General features: G+C 62.6%; 21 protein-coding genes and 1 tRNA gene. 10 read left to right on the top strand and 12 right to left on the bottom strand.

The annotated features are described in order from the left end of the window. Positions 1 to 55 precede the first annotated feature (55 nt). Together ACELLULO517_RS28840 and ACELLULO517_RS03410 are read right to left on the bottom strand one after the other, a co-directional pair. The gene (locus ACELLULO517_RS28840; protein WP_227305861.1) at positions 56 to 2,722 is read right to left on the bottom strand and encodes a bifunctional diguanylate cyclase/phosphodiesterase; all 2,667 of its coding nucleotides are present in this window, start codon (positions 2,720 to 2,722) and stop codon (positions 56 to 58) included. 1,100 nt (positions 2,723 to 3,822) lie between these two features. Beyond that, positions 3,823 to 4,053 (bottom strand): DUF1902 domain-containing protein, encoded by a 231-nt coding sequence (locus ACELLULO517_RS03410; RefSeq protein WP_227305860.1) that lies wholly within the window; start codon positions 4,051 to 4,053, stop codon positions 3,823 to 3,825. A gap of 481 nt (positions 4,054 to 4,534) precedes the next feature. Between ACELLULO517_RS03410 and ACELLULO517_RS03405 the strand changes: the two genes are divergently transcribed. Together ACELLULO517_RS03405 and ACELLULO517_RS03400 are read left to right on the top strand one after the other, a co-directional pair. Beyond that, positions 4,535 to 4,849: a hypothetical protein gene (locus ACELLULO517_RS03405; RefSeq protein WP_227305859.1), complete on the top strand. Its 315-nt coding sequence runs from the start codon at positions 4,535 to 4,537 to the stop codon at positions 4,847 to 4,849. Positions 4,850 to 4,902: 53 nt separating this feature from the next. Beyond that, positions 4,903 to 5,229, top strand: coding sequence for a zinc ribbon domain-containing protein YjdM (locus ACELLULO517_RS03400; RefSeq protein WP_227305858.1), 327 nt, complete (start codon positions 4,903 to 4,905; stop codon positions 5,227 to 5,229). Positions 5,230 to 5,353: 124 nt separating this feature from the next. Here ACELLULO517_RS03400 and ACELLULO517_RS03395 read toward each other — a convergent pair. The 10 genes from ACELLULO517_RS03395 to ACELLULO517_RS03350 all read right to left on the bottom strand — a co-directional run bounded on the left by ACELLULO517_RS03395 (position 5,354) and on the right by ACELLULO517_RS03350 (position 13,973). After that, positions 5,354 to 5,430 (bottom strand) — tRNA-Arg (locus ACELLULO517_RS03395). 82 nt (positions 5,431 to 5,512) lie between these two features. Next, positions 5,513 to 6,625, bottom strand: coding sequence for a 3-isopropylmalate dehydrogenase (leuB, locus tag ACELLULO517_RS03390; RefSeq protein WP_227305857.1), 1,113 nt, complete (start codon positions 6,623 to 6,625; stop codon positions 5,513 to 5,515). Between the two features lie 72 nt (positions 6,626 to 6,697). After that, complete coding sequence (gene leuD / locus ACELLULO517_RS03385; protein WP_227305856.1) at positions 6,698 to 7,318, bottom strand: 3-isopropylmalate dehydratase small subunit; 621 nt, start codon at positions 7,316 to 7,318, stop codon at positions 6,698 to 6,700. Between the two features lies 1 nt (position 7,319). Next, the gene (gene leuC / locus ACELLULO517_RS03380; RefSeq protein WP_227305855.1) at positions 7,320 to 8,732 is read right to left on the bottom strand and encodes a 3-isopropylmalate dehydratase large subunit; all 1,413 of its coding nucleotides are present in this window, start codon (positions 8,730 to 8,732) and stop codon (positions 7,320 to 7,322) included. A 142-nt stretch (positions 8,733 to 8,874) separates the two neighbouring features. Next, the gene (rplS, locus tag ACELLULO517_RS03375) at positions 8,875 to 9,282 is read right to left on the bottom strand and encodes a 50S ribosomal protein L19 (protein WP_227305854.1); all 408 of its coding nucleotides are present in this window, start codon (positions 9,280 to 9,282) and stop codon (positions 8,875 to 8,877) included. A gap of 27 nt (positions 9,283 to 9,309) precedes the next feature. Beyond that, a complete protein-coding gene (gene trmD / locus ACELLULO517_RS03370) occupies positions 9,310 to 10,071 on the bottom strand; it encodes a tRNA (guanosine(37)-N1)-methyltransferase TrmD (protein WP_227305853.1) in 762 nt (253 codons plus the stop codon). Further along, positions 10,068 to 10,652, bottom strand: a complete 585-nt coding sequence (gene rimM, locus ACELLULO517_RS03365; protein ID WP_227305852.1) for a ribosome maturation factor RimM — start codon at positions 10,650 to 10,652, stop codon at positions 10,068 to 10,070. Before rimM ends, trmD begins: the two co-directional genes overlap by 4 nt. Positions 10,653 to 10,681: 29 nt before the next feature. Further along, positions 10,682 to 11,038: a 30S ribosomal protein S16 gene (gene rpsP / locus ACELLULO517_RS03360; RefSeq protein WP_227305851.1), complete on the bottom strand. Its 357-nt coding sequence runs from the start codon at positions 11,036 to 11,038 to the stop codon at positions 10,682 to 10,684. A gap of 71 nt (positions 11,039 to 11,109) precedes the next feature. Continuing rightward, positions 11,110 to 12,519 (bottom strand): signal recognition particle protein, encoded by a 1,410-nt coding sequence (gene ffh / locus ACELLULO517_RS03355; protein WP_227305850.1) that lies wholly within the window; start codon positions 12,517 to 12,519, stop codon positions 11,110 to 11,112. A 506-nt stretch (positions 12,520 to 13,025) separates the two neighbouring features. Beyond that, positions 13,026 to 13,973, bottom strand: coding sequence for an aldo/keto reductase (locus ACELLULO517_RS03350; protein WP_227305849.1), 948 nt, complete (start codon positions 13,971 to 13,973; stop codon positions 13,026 to 13,028). A gap of 199 nt (positions 13,974 to 14,172) precedes the next feature. On the opposite strand from ACELLULO517_RS03350, the gene ACELLULO517_RS03345 reads away from it, so the two are divergent. The 8 genes from ACELLULO517_RS03345 to ACELLULO517_RS03310 all read left to right on the top strand — a co-directional run bounded on the left by ACELLULO517_RS03345 (position 14,173) and on the right by ACELLULO517_RS03310 (position 22,284). Then, positions 14,173 to 15,060 carry a proline iminopeptidase-family hydrolase gene (locus ACELLULO517_RS03345; RefSeq protein ID WP_227305848.1) on the top strand — a complete coding sequence of 296 codons (888 nt, stop codon included), beginning with the start codon at positions 14,173 to 14,175 and terminating at the stop codon, positions 15,058 to 15,060. Positions 15,061 to 15,103: 43 nt separating this feature from the next. Beyond that, entirely contained in the window at positions 15,104 to 16,774 is a 1,671-nt protein-coding gene (locus ACELLULO517_RS03340; RefSeq protein ID WP_227305847.1) for an ABC transporter substrate-binding protein, read from the top strand. A 165-nt stretch (positions 16,775 to 16,939) separates the two neighbouring features. Beyond that, entirely contained in the window at positions 16,940 to 17,977 is a 1,038-nt protein-coding gene (locus ACELLULO517_RS03335) for an ABC transporter permease (RefSeq protein ID WP_227305846.1), read from the top strand. Positions 17,978 to 17,982: 5 nt separating this feature from the next. Continuing rightward, on the top strand, positions 17,983 to 18,957 hold the full coding sequence (locus ACELLULO517_RS03330; protein ID WP_227305845.1) for an ABC transporter permease: 975 nt from the start codon (positions 17,983 to 17,985) through the stop codon (positions 18,955 to 18,957). Continuing rightward, positions 18,947 to 19,990: an ABC transporter ATP-binding protein gene (locus ACELLULO517_RS03325; protein WP_227305844.1), complete on the top strand. Its 1,044-nt coding sequence runs from the start codon at positions 18,947 to 18,949 to the stop codon at positions 19,988 to 19,990. Before ACELLULO517_RS03330 ends, ACELLULO517_RS03325 begins: the two co-directional genes overlap by 11 nt. Beyond that, positions 19,987 to 20,988, top strand: a complete 1,002-nt coding sequence (locus ACELLULO517_RS03320) for an ABC transporter ATP-binding protein (protein WP_227305843.1) — start codon at positions 19,987 to 19,989, stop codon at positions 20,986 to 20,988. The genes ACELLULO517_RS03325 and ACELLULO517_RS03320 overlap by 4 nt, the downstream gene beginning before the upstream one ends. Continuing rightward, the gene (locus tag ACELLULO517_RS03315) at positions 20,981 to 21,853 is read left to right on the top strand and encodes a heme-dependent oxidative N-demethylase family protein (protein ID WP_227305842.1); all 873 of its coding nucleotides are present in this window, start codon (positions 20,981 to 20,983) and stop codon (positions 21,851 to 21,853) included. Before ACELLULO517_RS03320 ends, ACELLULO517_RS03315 begins: the two co-directional genes overlap by 8 nt. Positions 21,854 to 21,981: 128 nt before the next feature. Next, the gene (locus tag ACELLULO517_RS03310) at positions 21,982 to 22,284 is read left to right on the top strand and encodes a putative quinol monooxygenase (RefSeq protein ID WP_227305841.1); all 303 of its coding nucleotides are present in this window, start codon (positions 21,982 to 21,984) and stop codon (positions 22,282 to 22,284) included. Positions 22,285 to 22,310: the final 26 nt, after the last annotated feature.

Genomic DNA, 22,310 nt, shown 5'->3' with positions numbered 1-22,310 from the left:
TGTTTTTGCGAGCATCTTCACACAGTCAGATGATTCCATCTGACTGTGATCTGCTCTACAGCGGAATTGGTGCTGTGCGGTGCGTCAGGATGAAGCGGCGGGCCTCCGTGTCGGCCAAGGGTTTCGCGAAATAATGGCCCTGCACATACTGACAGTGGCGCTGCCTGAGCGCCTCATACTGTGCCTCCGTCTCCACCCCTTCGGCGACGACATCAAGATTGAGTTCGGCGCTGACGGCGAGCAGAGCATTGACGATCGCGGCGGCGTCCGGCTGTTCGACCATATCCTGTATGAAGAGCTTGTCGATCTTGATGCCGTCGAAAGGGAAACGGCGCAGATAGCCGAGTCCCGAATGGCCGGTGCCGAAATCGTCCAAGCTGAAACGGATGCCGATGGCGCGCAGCGCATCCATGGTGTTGCGCACGATAGGGTTGTCTTCCAGCAGGCTTGTCTCCGTCACTTCCAGCGTCAGCCGGTGCGCCGGCAGGCCGCTGCGGATGAGGATGGCTTTGACTTCGTCGACGAGCCCCTCATCGTTCATTTGAATGGGGGAGAGATTGACCGCGACATGCGTATCCGCGGGCCAATGGACGGCTTCCAGACAAGCGGTTTCCAACACCCAGCGGCCGATCGGGACGATAAGACCGAGCTTTTCCATCAGGCCGACGAATTCAGACGGCGGAACGCTGCCATGGGTCGGATGGGTCCAGCGTAGCAGGGCTTCGCAACCGACGCTTTGTCTGGTGCCGGTATCGAGAATGGGTTGATAGGCGAGTGTGAATTGCTTCTTCCCCAAGGCATTGCGCAGATCCTGTTCGCGCTCGAACAGCAGGGCCTGACGCGCTTGCATGGTGGCATCGAACTCCCGCCATAAGCCGACGCCGTCCGTCTTCGCCTGATAGAGCGCGATATCGGCATTGCGCAGCAGATCCTCGGCACTGCCGGCGTGGTCCGGATAATGCGCGATACCGATCGAGAGACTGACGTGAAAGCTGGCCGAGACCATCTCCATCGGCCGCTGCAGCGTGCGCAGAATGCCGTTCGCCAGATCGGCAGCGGTGCGCCCAGGCCGGTCGAGCGGCAGGATGACGGCAAATTCATCGCCCCCCATGCGGGCGACCGTTTCCGACGTGCTGGTGATCGCGCGCATGCGGCGTCCGACTTCGACCAGAAGCTTGTCGCCGGCCTCATGGCCGCGCATGTCGTTGATGAATTTGAAACGGTCGAGATCGATATAGAGCAGCGCAAGCCGGTGACCGGCCGCATCCGCGCGGGCGATATCCTGTTCCAGCCTGTCGCGGAATAAAGCGCGATTGGCGAGATGGGTCAGCGGATCGTGATGGGCGAGGTAACGGATTTGCGCTTCCGAACGGCGGCGCTCCGTAATGTCGGTGTAAGTGCGGATTAGCCCGCCCTCCGGCAGCGGCAAGGTCTGCACTTCCAGAATGGTGCCATTCGGCCGATGTCGCTCGACAACACTCGGTGTCCGCGCCCGAAGCTGTTGCAGCAGATGATCGGCGACCGCTTCGTTGGGGTATTCGCCGATCGCGCGGTGATAGGCGAGGACGGTTTCCAGCGTAGGGCGGGACGACATCAGCCCTGCGGGCAGATCCAGCAATTCCAGGACGCGCTGATTGCAGACCGAGATGCGGTCCTCGGCATCGATCATGACGACCCCGTCCGTGATGTGATCAAGGGTCGTGGCCAGTCGTGCCGATTGTTCTGCGAGCGAGAATTCGGATTGTTCCAGCCGCTGCAACTGCAGCATGACGGCGCGCAGCAGAAGCAGCGTGCAAAGCGTGGCACAGACGGCGCCAGCCAGGGCGAGCAAGGCCTGTTTCTGCCAGGTCGCGAGTGCTGCGGCCTTGGCGATGCTGACATTCACGACAAGAGGATAGGCGGCGATCGGACGAACCGCGATGAGGCGACGACCTTGGACCGTCAGCCCCGACCCTTCGAAGCTGCGTTCCTGGCCGCTGAATACGACCTGGTCCCAGAGTTTGCTGAGACGGGCAGGTCTTTGGCCGGTGGGCAGCGCCAAAGGATAGCTTGCCAGGGTAATGCCCTGGCGATTGAAAAGCGTGACGGCAAACTGGTCGTCGTCGACCAGCGTGCGATAGAAATTGTGGAAATAACCAAGGCTGACGACCCCGATCACGGCCCCGCTGTAATTGCCGTCGGCATCGTTGATGCGGCGGGCGATATAGACAAACCAATCCTGCCGGGAATCATTCCAGAAGGGCAGGCTGATAAAAATATGATTGTCGTTGTTTATTCGTAAGTAATTCAGGCGAGCATGATCATGCCCGGGATCAAGGCTGTCTGGCCAGGCCGATGTATGGACAAGAATATCGCCTTTCGCATCGATGATGGCAAAGCCATCAGCTTGAGGAAGAACGGCGTCTCTGAGGTCGCTCCGGATTTTCGAGGCTGGATCTTGCAGCAGCGGCGCGAGGGATGATGGCGTTGGGTGCCGTCTTTCCGCCTCGTCACGCAAATTGGTCAGGATCAAATCGACGCCCTGTATGGCACGGGTCGATTGTTCCGCGACGGCAAAGCTGATTCGTTCGATGCTGTGTTGGGCCAGATTCAGCGTGGATAGGCGCATGCTTCCGATAGCGAGGCCGATCATTGCCATCATGGCAAGCAGCAGAACCGCGCCGGACAGCAGAAGCCTGCGACTGGCGCGCGATAAGCCCGACCAAAATCCTGGGCCGCTCACGGTCCATCTCGCCAAAGCCGCCGCTCTCCGTCCGGTTTTAGTCAGTCATTCGGAACAATTGGATAAATGAATGAGCCATTGGCCTTTTACGAGCCTTATCGATTTCGATATCGGTTCGTCCTGGTCCGTAAGGGTCGCTTGCTCTCGTTAAGACCTAACCTGCCTTATGACACCGACGCTTGTCGTAATGATGCATTCAGCGACGCAGCCTTGTCTCTGATCCGTTACAATTTGCATAAACCGCGCAAGCTACAAGCACCACATCACGATCCTGTGTGTGCACATTGCCTTCCTATCCAAAGGTAACGGGATTTTCCCCGATTATTCTAAGCATTACGGGCTGTGCATGCGCGCAACGCGGGAACCGCCGTCCTCCTCCGCATGATTGTTATACGTCCTATCCGCTTGTTCAACGCGAGCCGCAGAGGCCAAAGTCAAACAACTCTCGGGAGAGGCCATTCCTCCAGTTTGGGCAGGGCGGCCCAACACAAGGCGATCCTCCCTAACCGTGGCGGTCCGAAGAGCTTACGCACGCTGCGGTATGGGTAAAGGCAGGTCTCCGAAGTTAAAGTGCCTAAGGATCGCCGCCGCCGACTTCCAGCTTGGCCATCGCGCCCAGCCCGCGCTGGCGCGAGTGTCTGGCGCGGTAAATTCTGCACATGGAAGCCCTGCGGATGCTGCGGTGCAGAAGAAAAATTCAACAAAAACAATCCTAAAGCCGAGAATGAGTGTGTTTTCTGAAAACACCGGCCTTCCATGCGCGGGACGAGGCTTTCGCTGATTTCTGGGCAGATTACATCTCGGTCGCTGCCCGCCGTTTGTGGTGAGCGTAGCGAGATCCAAGGGCCGAGGGCTGATTTCTGATGGATGTCAGGACGATGCTAATGGTGGCGCCTTTCGCCGTTTTTATCGGCGGGGCGCTCATCTGGATCTGGGTCAACAAACTCTGAGCAAAACATGCGCAAAACCAAACGCTGGATTTACGTGGCGTCTATTGCCGCCATCACCGGCTTCATCGCTTTCGTCCTCATGCACATGAGCGGCTTGGCAGCCTGAGTGGAGCTGCCGTCCGTCCTCGGTGGCGGCCGCGCCCGCAACCGCTAATAGCGGCGCTGGACCTGTTCGGACCGGCTGGCGATGAAGGAGATGGAGATCGGGTCGTTATGGTTGCGCCAATGATCGTCGGTCGGCAGGACATCCTGGATCCGTTGCCGGACATCGACGATCAGATCCTCCATCGTCGGAGCTTGAACCGATAGATTGGGCAAATCGTCACTGGCCCCAAGCCACATTCGGCTGTCCGCGTCCCAATAGGCCTTGATCTGATACATAGAATTATTCCCCTGGGTCGCTCTTCGCGGCTGACCTCAGGCTCAGGATGCGCTGGCGGCTTCCGCGTCGGCAAGTTACATTGGTGACAAGGCAAAAGGGTCCGCCTTCACAAATTGCGGAACTCGCCCGTTGGTGTGGAAATTTGTCGGCGGACAGCCCGTTTTTCTCAAAAAACTTTAACCAGACATCGCTTCGACGGGCTTGATTGGATTGGGCCGGGGCGATTTTCGCACGCGCTTGGCTTTGCCGCGGAGGGATCGCCTTGTCCGTTGGACAATGCGCCGAATCGGTCCGAAGAGAGATTGCCAAGCCTGGTGCGGGACGGACCGCAGATCGGAAACGGTGTTGCGCGGTCACCCGCTGCCATCGGGACGAAGGCCTGCCTGTGATGAGCGAGGCCCAGGCGACGGTTTTCGCTTCAAAATCACGACAGTATATCGGTTTGTGAGCGCATCCGGTGGTATGAGGACTGTGCTGTGGATGATGACCCCGCCGCGCGACGCGGCGGCCGTGCGGTCGTCCCGTGTGGTTACGGAGGTCGGTCGGGTGAGGATGCTAAATTGTCTCTGGCTGATAGGGCAGGTGTTTCTGCCCTGGCGCTCCGATCCCGATGGCGGGCCGGAGGAGCATTCGGCCAGCCGTCGCGGCATCCTGGCGGCGCTGGTCCTGCTGGCGCTGCTCATCTTCGTCAGCCTGCACATCATTACGGCCTTAAGGACGACGGACGCCTTACAGGACTGCGTGATGCAGGGTCGGACGAATTGCTCGCCCGCGATCCGGGCACCCTCGCCCTGAGCTTCATTGAAGGACGGATTGTGGGGTCTAGGCCAAAGGTCTAAGTCCGCCGCATGAGCACCGATGACCTTGCCTGTCCCCAATGCAGCCTGACGGAGACGCATCTCCTGGGCTCGAACCATGTCTGCGACACCTGCGGCCATGAATGGCCGGCTGAGGTGGCAGAGGAGCGGAGTGGGGAAGAGGCCGTGCGCGACGCCAATGGCGTCATCCTCGCCAGCGGCGATACCGTCACCGTCATCAAGGATCTCAAGGTGAAGGGATCTTTGACGGTGCTGAAGGTGGGCACCAAACTCAAGAACATCCGTATCGGCAGCGGCGACCATGCGGTCGATGCCGGCGGCTTCATGCTGAAGGCGGAGTTTCTGCGCAAATCTTAAGGGTTCGTCGCGCGTCGCAGCCCGATCATGGCTGCGACAGGGGCGATGATATTTTGCATAACGCAATGATGCGCCTGTCAGGATTTATCCTGCAGCACTATGCAAAATCCAAAATCAAGGAAGGTGGCGCACCCGAGAGGACTCGAACCTCTAACCCCCAGATTCGTAGTCTGGTGCTCTATCCAATTGAGCTACGGGTGCATTGCCGTGGGCGGGGATTTACCGAAAGGGCGGGGGTCCTGCAACCCCCAGTGTCATAAAAAAGACCCCCACCAGACGCAGGTCAGGCCGCCAGCCTTTCCAGCTCGCGCATAACGGCGGCGCCCATTTCCATGGTGGTCACGCGGGTCTTGCCTTCCTGCATGATATCCGCCGTGCGCAGGCCTTGTTCAAGCACGGCCAGACAGGCTTGTTCGACCAAGGCCGCCTCTTCCTTCATGTCAAAGGAATAGCGCAGCAGCATGGCGAGACTAAACGTCTGGGCCAGCGGATTGGCGATGCCTTGGCCGGCGATATCGGGCGCCGAGCCATGGATCGGCTCATAGAGCGACAGGCGCCGGCCGGAGCTGTCCGGCGCGCCCAGCGTGGCTGAGGGCAGCATGCCCAAGGAGCCGGTACACATGGAGGCGAGATCGGACAGCAGATCCCCGAACAGATTGCCGGTGACGATGACGTCGAACTGGCGCGGGTTTCGCACCAGCTGCATCGCGCAGTTATCGGCATACATGTGGGACAGGGCCACATCGGGGTATTCAGCCGCACCCAGCGCCGTCACGGTCTGGCGCCATAGCAGCCCGCTCTCCATGACATTGGCCTTCTCCACGCTGCAGACGCGGCCCTGACGCTGACGCGCAAGGTCGAAGGCGACGCGGGCGACACGCTCGATCTCGCTCGTCGTATAAACCTCGGTATTGATGCCGCGCTTCTGGCCGTCCGGCAGGGTCTCGATCCCGCGCGGCTCACCGAAATAGATGCCGCCGGTGGCTTCGCGCACGATCATGATGTCGAGGCCGCGAACGATGTCCGGCTTCAGCGTGCTGGCCTCGATCAGCGGATCCAGCACCGTCGCCGGACGCAGATTGGCGAACAGGCCGAGTTCGCGGCGCAGCGTCAGGATCGCAATTTCGGGACGCAGATCGAAGCCCATCTTGTCCCATTTCGGACCGCCGACGGCGCCGAACAAAACCGCGTCGCTGTTCTTCGCACGATCGACCACGTCCGGCGTGATCGGCAATCCGGTCGCGTCGATCGAGGCGCCGCCGACCAGGCCTTGGCCGATGTCGAAGCTCGCGATGCGGCGGCGGTCGAGCCATTCAAGGATATGGCTGACCTCCCGCATGACTTCCGGGCCGATCCCGTCACCGGGCAGCATGAGGAGCTTCTTGTTCGCGGGCATCGTGCAATCTTTCAGGAAACAAAGTTTTTGCTTCTTTTTTGAAAAAGAAGCGCTCGCTTTGAAATCAGGTGTTCAGAGGCTGATCGAGGGCATCCAGGGCTTTGCCGTGTGGCGCACAGTCTCATAGGTCGCGATCTCGGCCGTGTGCTGCATGGTCTGGCCGATCTCGTCCAAGCCGTTCAGCAAAGTGTGGCGGCGGAAGGGATCGACGGAGAACGGAAATTCCTCTCCCGAAGGACGTACGACGACCTGGCGCTCCAGATCGACCGTGATGCGCGCATTGGCGCCGAGCTTGGCGTCTTCCATCAGCTGGTCGCAGACGCTGCGCGGCAGCACCACCGGCAGGATGCCGTTCTTGAAGCAATTGCCATAGAAGATATCGGCGAAGCTCGGCGCGATGACGCTGCGGATGCCGAAATCGAGCAGCGCCCAGGGCGCATGCTCGCGGGAAGAGCCACAGCCGAAATTCTCATGCGCGATGAGGATATCGGCACCGCGATAGGGCTCCTGATTGAGGACGAATTCCGGCCGCTCGGCGCCCTCATCGTCATAGCGCATGCCCGCGAACAGCGATTTGCCGAGGCCGGAGCGCTTGATGGTCTTGAGGAAGCGCGCCGGGATGATCTGGTCGGTATCGACATTCGCGATCGGCAGCGGTGCTGCGATCGCGGTCAGGATGGTGAAGGCCTGCATATCACACGAGCTCCCGGATATCGGTCAGACGCCCTGTCACGGCCGCAGCGGCGGCCATGGCGGGGGAGAGAAGATGGGTGCGCCCACCCTTGCCCTGTCGCCCCTCGAAATTGCGGTTCGAGGTGCTGGCGCAGCGTTGGCCGGGCAGCAGCTTGTCGGGGTTCATGGCCAGGCACATCGAGCAGCCGGGCTCACGCCATTCGAAACCGGCCTCGATGAAGACCTCGGCCAGTCCTTCCTGCTCCGCCTGCGTTTTCACGAGGCCGGAGCCGGGCACGACGAGGGCGCGGACATTGGGCGCCACATGGCGGCCACGGGCGACGGCGGCGGCGGCCCGCATATCCTCGATCCGGGCATTGGTGCAGCTACCGATGAAGACCACGTCCACCGGGATATCGGTGAGCTTGGTGCCGGCGGTCAGGCCCATATAGTCCAGCGCCCGCTGCATCTGCGCGCGCTCGGCTTCGCCCGGAGCCTCGTCCGGGTTGGGGACGACACCGGTGATGGGCAGCACGGCCTCGGGGTTGGTGCCCCAGGTGACCATCGGCGCGATCTCGGACCCGTCGATGCGGACGATGGTGTCGTAATGCGCGCCGGGGTCAGAGGGCAGGGTTTTCCAGTAAGCGACGGCACGGTCGAAATCCTCGCCCTTGGGGGCAAAGGGACGGCCCTCGATATAGGCGAAGGTCGTCTCGTCGGGCGCGATCAGGCCAGCGCGGGCGCCGCCCTCGATCGACATATTGCAGACCGTCAGGCGGCCCGCCATGTCGAGGTTACGGATCACCGGACCGGCGAATTCGATGACATGGCCGGTGCCGCCGGCGGTGCCGATGCGACCGATGATGGCCAGCACCACGTCCTTCGCAGTGCAGCCGGGCGGCAGCACGCCGTTCACTTCCACCAGCATATTCTTCGCCGGCTTCTGCAGCAGCGTCTGGGTCGCCAGCACATGCTCGACTTCCGATGTGCCGATGCCGACGGCCCAGGCACCCATGGCGCCATGGGTCGAGGTATGGCTGTCGCCGCAGACGATCGTCATGCCGGGCAGGCTGATGCCTTGCTCGGGGCCGACAATATGAACGATGCCCTGACGCTCATCCAGCATGTCGAAAAACGGCACGCCGAATTCGCGCACATTTTCCTGCAGTGTTTCGACCTGCAGGCGGCTTTCGGGCTCGGCGATGCCGTGCCGGCGGTCGCTGGTGGGGACGTTGTGATCGACGGTCGCGATCGTATTGCCGGGCGCATGGACGCGGCGGCCGGCTGCACGCAGACCCTCGAAGGCCTGCGGGCTGGTCACCTCATGAACAAGGTGGCGGTCGATATAAAGGAGAGCGGTGCCATCCTCGAGCTGCTCGACGACATGATCAGCCCAGATCTTGTCGAATAGCGTGCGGGGGTGGCTGGCAGACATTTTCACTCTCCTAAATCTCGGTTCTGGGAAAGAACCGGGCGCGCCAACGGGTGCGCCAGGTAATTAATGGGACAGCGCGCCCGAATCTGCCAGGACCGTGAAAGTCAGAGCCGGCCTGCTCTGAGGGCAGGCCGGCTTTTTATCAGCTGGCGCTAGCCGCCGATTCCTCGGATTTCGCCGCAGCCGGCAGATCACGCGGACGCTCGGCGATACGGGCGGACTTACCGCTACGCTCACGCAGATAGTACAGCTTCGCACGGCGAACCTTGCCGCGGCGCACGACGGCGATCTCGGCGATGGCCGGGGAATACAGCGGGAACACGCGCTCCACACCCTCACCGTAGCTGATCTTGCGCACGGTGAAGTTGCTGTTCAGGCCCTTGTTCGAACGCGCGATGCAGACGCCTTCGAAAGCCTGGGTGCGGGTACGCTCGCCTTCCACAACGCGGACGGAGACGCGCAGCGTGTCGCCGGCTTCGAATTCCGGCACGGCGCGGGCGGCGGCGAGGCGAGCAACCTGCTCTGCCTCAATGGTCTGAATAAGGTTCATGGGAAAAATCCTCTCGTAAAGCGGCTTTTAGGGTCCGGCCGAGGCCGTTGCAACAGATCCAGTCATGTCCTGGGGGGATTGGCGCCCAGATATGCGTCGGGAGAGATGGGCCGCCCATAGATCGGGGCGGCGCAATCGGGTCGTGTCCTCCGCCTGCGCCCGGCGCCAGGCGCTGATCGCGCCATGATCGCCTGAGAGCAGAACGGGGGGCACGGGGCGGCCATCCCACTCGGCCGGCCGCGTATAATGCGGGTATTCCAACAGACCGCCGGCGAAGCTTTCTTCCTCGGCGCTCTCAGCACCGCCCATGACGCCGGGCAGAAGACGTAGACAGGCATCCAGCAGCACCAAGGCTGCGGGTTCGCCACCCGACAGCACATAGTCGCCGATGCTGATCTCCTCGGCTCCGGAGGCTTCGATGATCCGCTGGTCCAGACCTTCATACCGCCCGCAAAGCAGCATCAGACCGGGACCGGACGCGAAGCGTTCGGCATCAGCCTGGGAAAACAGGCGTCCCCGCGGCGTCAGATAGATCAGCGGTCGCGGATCGCCTTCGGGCCGATGAGCCGCGATTGCGGTGCTGATCACATCCGGGCGCATCACCATGCCGGCGCCACCGCCGAACGGCGTGTCGTCGACATTGCGATGACGGCCGAGGCCATGGGCACGGATGTCATGCGCGTCCAGCGTCCAAAGACCGTCGTCCCGCGCGCGCCCGGCCAAGGACAGGCCGAGCGGACCGGGAAACATCTCCGGAAACAGAGTGAGGACGGTCGCATGCCACGTCATGCGTCTGGTCCTCCCGCGTCCTGGCCCGGCGCGGCCTTCCCTTGGCCGCCGCCGTTCTGCTCTTCCCCGTCGGTGGCTTCCGGCGGGTCGACCAGAATCCGGCCTCCCGGGACATCCACCACAGGCACGGCACGCGCCGTGAAGGGGATGATCAGAGGCATGGAGCCTTGCGCCGACGCGATTTCCACGCTGGTGCCCGCGCCATAGTCATGGACGAAGGTCACGGTGCCAAGCACGCGGCCGGATAGGTCCTCAGCCTTCAGACCGATCAGATCGGTCAGATAATACTCGTCCTGATCTGCCGGCGGCAAAGCGCTGCGCGACACATAAAGACGGGTATTGGTGAGCGCGGCTGCGGCTTCGCGGTCAGAGACCGGGACGTCGCGTCCGTTCACGCTCTGAAACAGGCGGGCAACGCCCTCCCGCTCCCAGGCGAGCTTGAACTGCTGGCCGCGATCGTCCGACAGCACCCCGTAATCGGCGAGGTCGTCGGGATCGGCGGTATAGCTTTGGACATGCACAAGCCCCCGCACGCCGTGCGGCCGGCCGATGACGCCCATCAAGATGCGCTCTTCAGACAAAGGACTATCTGCCTCGGTCGGCTAAGGGCTCAGGCGCCGGTGACGGCGGCTGCGGCGGCCTCGGCGGCCTTGGCGCGCTCCTGGGCCTTCTTCTTCGGTGCCGACTGCTGCGGCTGCTCGGTATAGGCCGGCATCGGGGCCAGACCGGCCTTGCCCAGGAAGCGGGCAACGCGGTCGGTGGCGACGGCGCCGTTCTTCAGCCAATGGGTGATGCGGTCGTCATGCAGGCGCACGCGCTCGGCATGGTCGGCCGGCAGCATCGGGTTGTAGCTGCCCACCTTCTCGATGAAACGGCCGTCGCGGGGGCTACGGCTGTCGGCGATCACGATGTGGTAGAAGGGGCGCTTGTGTGCGCCCGCGCGGGCCAGCCTGATCTTCACGGACATAGTAAGTCGGTCTCCACTGGTGGTTGGTACTGCCTGCCGGCACTACGGCCGGGGGCAAAGGTTGAAAACTCTTAGTGCGGGCGTCGGCCGCCGGGCTTGCCCATGCCGCCCATGCCACCGCCGCCGCCCATTCCGCCCATCAGGGCGCCAAGGCCGCCGCGCATCATGCCCTTCTGGCCAAGCTTGTTCATGCGCTTCATCATCGTCGACATCTGGTCGAACTGCTTCAGAAGCTGGTTCACTTCCTGAACCGTCATGCCGCAGCCGGCCGCGATACGCTTCTTGCGGCTGGCCTTGATGATGTCCGGGTCACGACGCTCGGCCACCGTCATCGAACTGATGATCGCGGCCTGGCGCTTCAGGATTTTGGTGTCGAGATTGGCGCCGTTGAGCTGTTCCTTGATCTTGCCCATGCCCGGCAGCATGCCGAGGATGCCCGAGATCGAGCCCATCTTGGAAATCTGCTTCAGCTGGCTCGCATAATCCTCAAGGTCGAACTTGCCTTTCGCCATGCGGGCGGCGAGCTTCTCGGCGTCCTCACGGTCGATCGTCTCGGCCGCTTTTTCGACCAGGCTGACGATATCGCCCATGCCGAGGATGCGGCCGGCGACACGTTCCGGATGGAAAGCCTCCATCGCGTCCAGCTTTTCGCCGGAACCGGTCAGCTTGATCGGCGCGCCAGTGATGGCGCGCATGGAGAGAGCGGCACCGCCACGGGCATCGCCGTCCATACGGGTCATGACGATGCCGGTGACGCCCACGGCCTCATTGAAGGCGCGGGCGGTATTCACGGCGTCCTGGCCGGTCATGGCGTCGACCACCAGCAGTGTCTCGGCCGGGTTGGTGGCCGCGCGGATCGCCTTCACCTCATCCATCAGCTCTTCGTCGATGGAGAGACGGCCGGCGGTATCGAGAATGACGATATCGAAGCCTTCGCGACGACCGGCATCCATGGCGCGCACGGCGATCTGCACCGGCGTCTGGCCTTGGACGATGGGCAGCGAGGAGACCTCGGCGCGTTCCGCGAGCTGCGCGAGCTGAAGCTGCGCAGCCGGGCGCTGGGTATCGAGGCTCGCCAGCAGCACGCGCTTGCGCTCCTTGGTGCGGAGCATCAGCGCGATCTTGCCGGCGGTCGTCGTCTTGCCGGAGCCCTGCAGGCCGACCATGAGGACGGGCACCGGGGCGGGCACATTGATATTGAGTGGAACGGCGCCTTCGCCGCCCAGCTGCTCGATCAGAACGTCATTGACGATCTTGATGACCTGCTGGCCGGGCGAGACGGAGCGCAGCACTTCCACGCCGACGGCGCGTTCCCGCACCTTGGTGACGAAATCCTTCACCACCGGCAGGGCGACGTCAGCCTCCAGCAGCGCCAGGCGCACTTCGCGCATGGCCTCCAGAACGTCTGTCTCGCTCAGCGCACCCCGGCCACGCAGCCGGTCGAAGACTGAGGAGAGTCGATTGGAGAGGCTTTCGAACATCCGACTTCCCAAAACAAAGCGCGCCGCTGCGCGAACACTCGCGGAGCGACGTCTTAGATCGCGGGGCTTCTGCGCCCGGACTACGTGGGAGTCAAGAACTGCCGATGAGACGCCGTCATGCGCGTGTCATCTGAAAGGGGTTTTGTTTCGAATTCGACTCGTTTTTGCTGGCTGTGCCAGCGCTGGGCCCTGTATTCCTGTCACCGCCGCTCGGACAGCACCGCCGAGAGCGGTGCTGTCGAATCCTGGGCGGCAGAAGGAGGTGCTGGCTCGTGCCCGATAACATGTACCGCGTGGCGATGGTTGTGATGACCTTGATTCTGGTCATCCTGGCCATCGCCAGCTTCCACTAGCCTTGGCTATGGACCCTCGCCTGCAGGAACAGGCGAGGGTCTTTCAGTAGAAGGCGTGCTGTGTGTCCGTATGTACCGGAACGGACGATAGGCTATTCCGGCTCCGAATTCCAGCAGTTCCGTTGACGGGTCGGCCCGCAAGCAAGGTCTGTCTTAAGCGCTCGCGGCGTCCAGCGCGGAAATCTGCGCTGCCGAGAGGGAAAGCGAGCAGGCTTTCACCAGATCGCCCATCTGCTCCGGCTTCGACGCGCTGGCGATCGGCGCCGTGATGGATGGCCGGGCGATCAGCCAGGCCAGCGCCACCTGGGCCGGATTCGTGCCTGTTTCCCCCGCAACGGCGTCCAGCGCTGTCAGGACCTGCGGACCGCGTCCCTCCAGATATTTAGCGACGCTGCCGCCGCGCACGGCGCTTTTGCCAAGATCGTCCTTGCTACGGTATTTGCCGGTCAGGAAGCCGGCGGCGAGCGAATAATAAGGGATCACGCCAAGGTTTTCCTGAAGGCAGAGCGGCTCCAATTCATCCTCGAACATCGGCCGATCGACCAGATTGTATTGCGGCTGGAGCGAGACATAGCGGGGCAGTCCGTTGGCGTCGCTGACCTTCAACGCCGCATGGAGACGCGCGGCGCTGTAATTGGAGGCGCCGATCGCCCGGACCTTGCCTTCCTTGATCAGGTCCGCGAATGCGCCGAGCGTCTCCTCCAACGGCGTCGCCTCATCGTCCTTATGGGCCTGATAGAGGTCGATAACGTCGGTCTGGAGGCGCTTGAGGGAGCGCTCGACCGAGGTCTTGATCCAGGCGGCCGAGAGACCACGGCCGTCCGGCATATCCATGCCAACCTTGGTCATAATGACGCATTTGTCGCGACCGCCCCGGCTGGCCAGCCAGCGGCCGATAATCGTTTCCGATTCGCCGCCCTGGTGCCCCTCTGCCCAAACCGAGTACATATCGGCCGTATCGATAGCAGTCAGCCCGGCCTCGGCCAGTTGGTCGAGCAGCCGGAACGATACCGCCTCATCGGCGGACCAGCCAAAAACATTGCCGCCGAAGACGAGCGGCGGAATAATGATATCGGATTGTCCAAGCTGTCTTTTTTCCATGGAAACGTGCGCCTTCATCTGGTTGCCGATCACAAGGACATAAGAGCGCAGCCGCTCGATGCAGGGGCTAACGATTGCAGATGGCCGCCTTGCTTAAGTTAGGGTGGCTGATGGAACAGGTCTTGCTTCCGGGTAGCGACGACGTGCATAGACCCCGGCCAGACGCCGCCAAGGCGCCGTGTCGCGTAACAGAGGTCCCATGAATTTCACCGAAGGCTATGTTGAGGGCCCGCACGGGCGCACCTGGTATCGGGTCACCGGTGATCTTGGGGCAGCCAAGACGCCGCTCGTTATCCTGCATGGCGGCCCCGGCTGCACGCATGATTACGTCGACAGTTTCAAGGACCTGGCTGCCACGGGCCGGGCCGTCGTGCATTACGACCAGCTCGGCAATGGCCGCTCCACCCATCTGCCCGAGAAGGGCGGCGACTTCTGGACGGTCGATCTGTTCCTGGGAGAGCTGAACCGTCTGGTGACGCATCTCGGCATCGCCGACAGTTACGACGTGCTGGGCCAGTCCTGGGGCGGCATGCTGGGCGCCGAACACGCCGTGCGCCAGCCAAAAGGTCTGCGTCGTCTCGTCATCGCCAATTCCCCGGCCTCGCTCAAGACCTGGGTCGAAGAGGCGAACCGCCTGCGCCGGGACATGCCGCAGGACGTTCAGGATGCGCTGACGCGCAACGAGGACGCCGGCACCATCGACAGTCCGGAGTATCTGGCCGCGTCCGACGCCTTCTATGCGCGTCATGTCTGCCGCGTCGTGCCGATGCCGCCCGAGGTCAAGCGTACCTTCGACGCCATTGCTGAAGACCCGACCGTCTATCACACGATGAACGGCCCGACCGAGTTCCATGTCATCGGCACGATGAAGGACTGGACGATCGAGAGCCGCCTGCACCAGATCATTGTCCCAACATTTCTTATTTCCGGCCGGCATGATGAGGCAACGCCGCTTTGCGTTCAGCCCTATGCCGACTTTATCCCCGATGTCCGCTGGACGATTTTCGAGAACTCCAGCCACATGCCGCATGTCGAGGAAAAGGAGGCGTGCCTCGCGGCCGTCGCTGCCTTCCTCGACGCGGCTTAGACTTCCTTCGTCAAACCCTCGACCGAAAAAACCGGAGAGACCCATGACTTTGCGACGATGGCTCCATAGCTCAGCCTTGGCCCTGATCGCGGCGAGCGGCCTTGCTGCTGCCACGGCGGGAACCGCCCAGGCGGCTGATCACATGGGTGGCACGCTCAACCTGACGGGCGCCGCGGCGGCGGGCACGATCGACCCTCAGATCAACTATACGAGCCAGTTCTGGTCGGTGCTGTTCATCACCAATGACGGCCTCGTGGCCTTCAAGCACGTCTCCGGCGATGCTTCGAACAACATCGTGGCCGACCTCGCGACCTCGGTGCCAGCCCCCCAGGACGGCGGCAAGACCTATGTCTTCACGCTGCGCAAGGGCGTCAAATTCTCGAACGGTCAGGACATAACGCCGGAAGACGTCGTCGCGACCTTCCAGCGCATCTTCAAGGTCAGCAACCCGAACGCGGGTTCCTGGTACAATGTCATCGTGGGTTCTGACGCCTGCTTGAAGACCCCGGCGACCTGCACCCTCGCGGGCGGTGTCGTGGCCGATGACGCGGCCAACACGGTCACCTTCCATCTGACCCAGCCGGATTCCGAATTCTTCTACAAGCTGGCGACGCCCTTCGCGGATATCGTGCCGGCCAGCACGCCGGCGAAGGATCTGGGCACGACAGCGGCGCCCGCCACCGGCCCCTATATGATCACGAGCTATGATCCGCAGAAGAACATGATTCTGAAGCGGAATCCCTATTTCAAGGTCTGGAACAAGGACGCTCAGCCGGCCGGCTATGTCGACGAGATCAATTATACCTTCGGCCCCAAGCCGGAAGACGAAGTGACCGCGATCGAGAACGGCCAGCAGGATTGGATGTTCGACAGCCCGCCGTCTGACCGCCTGCCGGAAATGGCGTCCAAGTATCCGAGCTCCATCCACATCAACCCGCTGTTCGCGATCTACTACGCGCCGATGAACGTCAATATCGCGCCCTTCAACAACAAGGACGCGCGTCTGGCAGTGAACTACGCGCTGAACCGTCGCTCGGCCGTGAATATCTATGGTGGCCCGCGTCTGGCCGTGCCGAACTGCCAGGTTCTGCCGCCGGGCTTCCCTGGCTACACGGCTTATTGCCCCTATACGAAAAATCCGGGCACCAAATGGTCCGCGCCTGACATGGACAAGGCCAAGGCCTTCATGAAGGCCTCCGGCCAGGCCGGCGCACCGGTGACGGTGATCGCGGATGACCAGAACGTCGATCCGGCACTTGGCACCTATCTCGTCAGCGTGCTGAACAGCCTCGGCTTCAAGGCGACGCTGAAGGTGATTTCGGCGAATATCCAGTTCACCTATATCCAGAACACCAAGAACAACGTTCAGATCAGCATCAGCCAGTGGTACCAGGATTATCCGGCCGCCTCTGACTTCATCAACGTGCTGCTGAGCTGCGGCTCCTTCCATCCGGGTTCGGATGCCTCGATCAATATCTCGGGCTTCTGCGACAAGGGGATCGACGCCGAGATCAACAAGAACCTGATCACGGCCGTCACCGACCAGAAGGCCGCCAATGCCGAATGGGGCAAGATCGATCATGAGCTGACGGATCAGGCGCCCTGGGCCACGATGTTCACGCCCAAGCAGCTCGATTTCGTCTCCAGCCGTCTGAAGAATTTCACCTTCAGCGACCAGTTCCACATGATCTACTCCCAGGTCTGGGTTCAGTAATTAACGCCCGACCTGTTTCGACTATGGCATCCAAGCTTGGATGTTCCGGCAGAAGGTGGGGCGGCGTCACGCCGCTTCACCTCCTTCGGCCCGCTGCGGCCTGCCCCATGAGGCTCCACCCTATGCATGCTTTGACTGACTTCCGACTTCGGGAGGCGATGTGCGATGTCTGACGCCACCACTGACGCCACCCTGCCCGACACGGCCAGAGCCGCGCGGCCCGAAGGCCCCTGGCGCGTCGCGCTGCGCAAACTCATGCGCGACCGCACCGCGGTCGGCGCTATCATCGTCCTGGTCGTGATCATCCTGGCCTGTTGTGCGGCGCCCTTTTACGCCACGCATATTTCGCAAAGCGATCCGTTCCAGTCCAATCTGGACGGGCAGATCACCCTCGGCGGCAATTCGGTCGATATCATGCAGGCCGATACGGCCGGCCTCGGCCTGGGCGTGACGCCGATCGGCCCGACCTGGCGGGGGCAATATTTCTTCGGTGCCGACAATCAGGGCCGCGACGTTGCCGCGCGCATGCTGTACGGCGGCCGCAACTCGCTCATCATTTCCTTTTTCGCAACCGTTCTGACGCTGGTGCTGGCCGCGATCGTCGGCACGATCGCGGGCTTCATCGGCGGTCTGACGGATACGGTGCTCGCGCGTCTTCTCGACGTGCTCTGGGCTTTTCCGGTCTATCTGCTCGCGATCTCGCTTTCGATCGTCTTTATCAGCAAGGGCATCCAGATCGGGCCCTTCAACATCCCCTCGAACAGCCTGATTCTGCCGATCATGATCATCGGCATCGTCTACGTGCCTTATGTGGCGCGGCCGATCCGCGGCCAGGTGATGTCGCTGACGCGGAGCGATTTCGTGCTCGCCGCCCGCTGCCTGGGTGTGCCGGCGCCGCGCATCCTGATCCGCGACATTTTGCCCAATGTGACGACGACACTGATCGTCTTCGCGCCGCTGATGATGGCGCTGAATATGCTGACGGAATCCGCGCTCTCGTTCCTGTCCATCGGCGTGCAGCCGCCCAATGCGAGTTGGGGGACGATCATCCTGGACGGCGAGGACCTGCTCTATACCCAGCCCATGGTCGCCATTGCGCCAGGCCTCGCGATCGTCATCACCGTGCTTGCGCTCAACTTCCTGGGCGACGGCGTGCGCGATGCCTTTGATCCGCGTGCCAAGCTGCGCGTGAAGAAGGACTAGGCCCCATGCTGCTCCCCATTCTGCGGCGCCTGTCCGAGATGCTGTTCGTGATGTTTGGCATCAGCGTCGTCGTTTTCCTCATCTTCTTCGCGACCCCGGGCGCCGATCCCTCCGCCCGCATCGCCGGCCGCAACGCGACGCCGGAAGTGCTGGCGCAGGTGCGCCACTCCTTCGGTTTCGATCAGCCGATGCCGGTGCAATATCTCAAGGTGATGGAGAAGCTCTTCGTCTCTCGCGACCTGACTTCCTTCGTCAATCGCGGCGAGCGCGTGATACCGGCCGTGGTCGAAGCGACACCGGTAACGCTCTCGCTCGTCTTCGGTGCGGCCGTCATCTGGGTCGTCTTCGCGATCATCATGGGCATGATTGCGGCGGCCACGCGCGGCGGTATCCCGGACCGATTGCTGATGTTCCTGGGGCTTGTCGGCATATCCATGCCGGTCTTCTGGGTGGGATCGGTCGCCAATCTCATTACCCAGTCGCGCTTCCATAATACCTGGCTGTTCCACTGGGTGCCGGGGCTTGGCTATACGCCGCTGACGCAGCATCCGTTTCTGTGGTTCAAGGGCCTGGTCATTCCCTGGGTCACGCTCGCGATCCTTTATATCGGCCTCTATGGCCGCGTGCTGCGCGCCAATCTGGTCGAAGCCTATCAGGAGGATTTCATCCGCACCGCGCGGGCCAAGGGCCTGTCGGAATCCCGGATCATGCTCCGCCACGCGCTTCGCACCTCGCTCATCACCTTCGTTTCGATGTTCGGCCTGGATTTCGGCGCGCTGGTCGGCGGCGGCGCGCTGCTGACCGAGGTCGTCTTCAACCTGCCCGGCGTCGGACGGCTGACCTATCTCGCGCTGCAGAGCCTGGACCTGCCCTTCATCATGGCGACGGTCATGTATTCCTCCTTCTTCGTCGTTGTCGCCAATGCCGTGGTCGACATCGCCTATGCCTGGCTGGACCCGAGAGTGCGCGATGCCCGCTGATCAGATCCCCAATACGGCGGAGACCTTGCTCGACGTGCAGGATCTCTGCGTCTCCTTCCGCTCCGAACGCGGCATCATCCGCATTCTGGAGAATGTGTCTTTCACCGTCCGTGCGCGCGAAATCCTCAGCATCGTCGGCGAATCGGGCTCGGGCAAAAGCATGACCTCGCTCGCGGTCATGCGGCTGATCACCGATCCCAATGCGATCATCACCGGGTCGATCACCTATAAGGGCCGGGATCTTCTGAAGCTCAGCCCGCGTGAGATGCGAGACCTGCGCGGGCGGGAGATCGCGATGATCTTCCAGGACCCGATGACGGCGATGACGCCGGTCTATACGATCGGCTGGCAGATCGAGGAGCAGTTGCGCGCGCATCAGGACCTGTCCCGTCACGCCGCGCGCGCCCGCGCGGTGGAATTGTTGGGGGAGATGGGCGTGCCGGCCCCGGCCAAGGCCGCCACCCGTTATCCGCATCAGTTGTCGGGCGGTTTGCGTCAGCGCGCGATGATCGCCATGGCGCTGTCCTGCAACCCGTCTCTGCTCATCGCGGATGAGCCGACGACCGCGCTGGACGTCACCGTGCAGGCGCAGATTTTGGAACTGCTACAGCGGCTGCGGACGGATTTCGGCTCCTCCGTCATGCTGATTACACATGATATGGGCGTGGTCGCGACCGTCTCTGACCGGGTCATGGTCATGTATTCCGGCATTATCGCCGAACGTGGCCCCAAGCCCGATGTGCTCGGGCAGCCGACCCATCCCTATACGCTCGGCCTGCTGCATTCCATTCCGCCGATGCATGGGGAAAAGCCGCATCGTCTGCCCTCCATCCCCGGCAGTCCGCCCTCGCCGATGGGCCGCCCGCCCGGCTGTCCTTTCCAACCACGCTGCGAATTCCGCATGGATGCCTGCGCCACGCGCCCGCCGCTGTTCCGCAACGGCATGCAGGAAGCCTCCTGCTGGCTGGCCGACAAGGGCCTGCCCGATTGGGCGCATGAGCGGGCGATCCGCACGACGGGAGAAGCCGCATGAGCACCGCCAAGCCCATGCTGAAGGCAGACAGCGTTTCCAAAACCTTCAAGGTCGGCAGCCGCTTTCGCGCCGGCGGCATTCAGCACCTGCACGCGCTGCAGGATGTCTCGATCGAGGTCTATCCGGGTGAAATCGTAGGGCTGGTGGGCGAGTCCGGCTGCGGCAAATCCACGCTCGGCCGCTGCCTGTTGCGCCTGTACGATGTCAACGACGGGCGCATCACCTTCAAGGATCGGGATATCACAGGTCTCAGCCAGCGGGAGCTGCGACCGCTGCGCGCCGATATGCAGATGGTCTTTCAGGACCCTTATTCCTCGCTCAATCCGCGTCGCCGCGTGGGCGACCTCATCGCCGAACCCTTACGCGTCCACGGCAAATATTCGGCTGGCGATATTCAGACGCGGCTGCGCGAGCTGATGGACCTGGTCAATCTCTCGCCCGATTTCCTGACGCGCTTTCCGCATGAATTCTCGGGCGGCCAGCGCCAGCGCATCGGCATCGCGCGGGCTATTGCGCTGTCACCCAGTCTGATCGTGGCGGACGAACCCGTCTCCGCGCTGGACGTTTCGGTGCAGGCGCAGATCGTGAACCTGTTCATGGACTTGCAGGAGAAGCTGGGCCTCACCTATGTCTTCATCGCCCATGATCTGAGCGTCGTACGCCAGATCGCGACGCGCACGGCGGTGATGTATCTGGGCGGCATCGTGGAATTGGGCGAGACGGATCGCGTTCTGCACCGGCCCGCGCATCCCTATACCGCCGCGCTGATCTCGGCGGTGCCGGAGCCCGATCCGCACGGCAATATCAAGGCCCGCACCATCCTGCGCGGGGAGCCGCCGAGCCCGACCAATCCGCCGTCCGGCTGCCGCTTTCATACGCGCTGCCCGGTCGCGCAGGACCGTTGCTCGGCAGAAATTCCGCGGCTGCGGTCCCTGGGCGACAATCGCTCCGTCGCCTGTCACTTCCCGCTGGATGGATCGGTCGCCGCCCATGCTTGACGCCGCATTGCCGCCTGCGCCGCTTTACCTGCCGTATGAAGCCGGCGAGCAGCGCATGGTGATGGGCTTGAACGCCATCCAGGAGCCGGATTGGCTGGAATGGGATGCGCGCGCACCTTTCCAGATCGCCCATCGCGGGCAGCTTCTGGCCGAACGAAGGGTCGAAGTACTGGCCGATACGCCGGGGTCGGAGGCCGCCTGCGCGGAGTTGCGCGATGTGATGGCCGATCATCTGGAAGCGCATCGTCCGGGCTGGCGCCGGCCGGCCTGGGATGCGGGCGAACATCCGCTCGCGACCCTCTGCCCTTGGGCGGTCGAGGATTTCTGCCTCATGAAGCCGGGACCGGAGGGCGCGGTGCTGATCGCCGCCATCCTGTGTTTCCCCAGCCGCTGGCGGCTGGCCGATAAGATCGGCCGGCCGATGATCGCCATTCATGTGCCGGTGCCGGGCTATAAGGAGGTGCTGGGCAAGCCGGTCGATCGTTTTCTGGCGTCGATCAAGTCCGGGCGTCTTGCCACGCGCTATAATTGGTCGCTCATCGATGATCCCGAGCTGTTCCAGCCCAAGGGCCATGGCCAGACCGGCCATAACGCCGCGATCACGGTGGCGAATGCCGGCGAGACGCTGTGGCTGAGGGTGGAGCGTCAGACCTTCCGGCTGCTGCCCGAGAGCGGCGTCGTCGCCTTCGGCATCGGGTTGCATATCACGCCACTCGCCGATGTCGTGGCAGTGGATGGGGAGGCGGCGAAGCTGGCCTCGGCCATTCGCGGTCTGCCGCCGGAGATGGAGCGCTATAAAAGCCTGCTGCCTTATCGCGCCGCGCTGATGGATTATCTCGACAGCAAGGCGGCTGACCCAGTCTGAGCCATTGCTGGCTTGCCATGATTCTTCACGGAGCTATGCGGGGACAGCGTTAGCCAGCGATGCTAAAACATCGGCATGGATGTTCGGCCGCTGGTTTGGCAGGGCCGACCGCTCAACGGGGAAAAAGAATGATTCACGTCGTCGCTATTTTGACCGCCAAGATCGGCCACCGCGCTGCTCTACTGGCCGCTTTGAACGCGGTTATTGACGATGTGCGGGCCGAGCCGGGCTGCATCGAATATCAGCCGGTCATCGATCTTGCCCATTCCTCTGTCAAATTCGGCGCCGATACGCTGGTCGTTATCGAGAAATGGCAGGATCAGGCGGCGCTGGATGCCCATAACCAGGGCGACGCGCTGAAGACCTTCCTGGAAGCGGCCAAGCACGTCCTCGCCCAGGCCGATGTCCACCTGATGCAGGCGCCCGGCTAGAGTCTGTCAGGTTTTGATAGATAATT

It is taken from the genome of Acidisoma cellulosilyticum, from assembly GCF_020621385.1.
GTDB classification, from domain to species: domain Bacteria; phylum Pseudomonadota; class Alphaproteobacteria; order Acetobacterales; family Acetobacteraceae; genus Acidisoma; species Acidisoma cellulosilyticum.
Note: the sequence above shows the minus strand (reverse complement) of the source record. Positions and strands in the feature narration are given on the sequence as shown.

What these genes read in the sequence shown, in the direction of transcription:
- ACELLULO517_RS03410 (WP_227305860.1), bottom strand. Translation starts at nt 4,053, where the DNA reads ATGTATCAGATCAAGGCCTATTGGGACGCGGACAGCCGAATGTGGCTT.
- ACELLULO517_RS03405 (WP_227305859.1), top strand. Translation starts at nt 4,535, where the DNA reads ATGATGACCCCGCCGCGCGACGCGGCGGCCGTGCGGTCGTCCCGTGTG.
- ACELLULO517_RS03400 (WP_227305858.1), top strand. Translation starts at nt 4,903, where the DNA reads ATGAGCACCGATGACCTTGCCTGTCCCCAATGCAGCCTGACGGAGACG.
- leuB (WP_227305857.1), bottom strand. Translation starts at nt 6,625, where the DNA reads ATGCCCGCGAACAAGAAGCTCCTCATGCTGCCCGGTGACGGGATCGGC.
- leuD (WP_227305856.1), bottom strand. Translation starts at nt 7,318, where the DNA reads ATGCAGGCCTTCACCATCCTGACCGCGATCGCAGCACCGCTGCCGATC.
- leuC (WP_227305855.1), bottom strand. Translation starts at nt 8,732, where the DNA reads ATGTCTGCCAGCCACCCCCGCACGCTATTCGACAAGATCTGGGCTGAT.
- rplS (WP_227305854.1), bottom strand. Translation starts at nt 9,282, where the DNA reads ATGAACCTTATTCAGACCATTGAGGCAGAGCAGGTTGCTCGCCTCGCC.
- trmD (WP_227305853.1), bottom strand. Translation starts at nt 10,071, where the DNA reads ATGACGTGGCATGCGACCGTCCTCACTCTGTTTCCGGAGATGTTTCCC.
- rpsP (WP_227305851.1), bottom strand. Translation starts at nt 11,038, where the DNA reads ATGTCCGTGAAGATCAGGCTGGCCCGCGCGGGCGCACACAAGCGCCCC.
- ffh (WP_227305850.1), bottom strand. Translation starts at nt 12,519, where the DNA reads ATGTTCGAAAGCCTCTCCAATCGACTCTCCTCAGTCTTCGACCGGCTG.
- ACELLULO517_RS03350 (WP_227305849.1), bottom strand. Translation starts at nt 13,973, where the DNA reads ATGGAAAAAAGACAGCTTGGACAATCCGATATCATTATTCCGCCGCTC.
- ACELLULO517_RS03345 (WP_227305848.1), top strand. Translation starts at nt 14,173, where the DNA reads ATGAATTTCACCGAAGGCTATGTTGAGGGCCCGCACGGGCGCACCTGG.
- ACELLULO517_RS03340 (WP_227305847.1), top strand. Translation starts at nt 15,104, where the DNA reads ATGACTTTGCGACGATGGCTCCATAGCTCAGCCTTGGCCCTGATCGCG.
- ACELLULO517_RS03335 (WP_227305846.1), top strand. Translation starts at nt 16,940, where the DNA reads ATGTCTGACGCCACCACTGACGCCACCCTGCCCGACACGGCCAGAGCC.
- ACELLULO517_RS03330 (WP_227305845.1), top strand. Translation starts at nt 17,983, where the DNA reads ATGCTGCTCCCCATTCTGCGGCGCCTGTCCGAGATGCTGTTCGTGATG.
- ACELLULO517_RS03325 (WP_227305844.1), top strand. Translation starts at nt 18,947, where the DNA reads ATGCCCGCTGATCAGATCCCCAATACGGCGGAGACCTTGCTCGACGTG.
- ACELLULO517_RS03320 (WP_227305843.1), top strand. Translation starts at nt 19,987, where the DNA reads ATGAGCACCGCCAAGCCCATGCTGAAGGCAGACAGCGTTTCCAAAACC.
- ACELLULO517_RS03315 (WP_227305842.1), top strand. Translation starts at nt 20,981, where the DNA reads ATGCTTGACGCCGCATTGCCGCCTGCGCCGCTTTACCTGCCGTATGAA.
- ACELLULO517_RS03310 (WP_227305841.1), top strand. Translation starts at nt 21,982, where the DNA reads ATGATTCACGTCGTCGCTATTTTGACCGCCAAGATCGGCCACCGCGCT.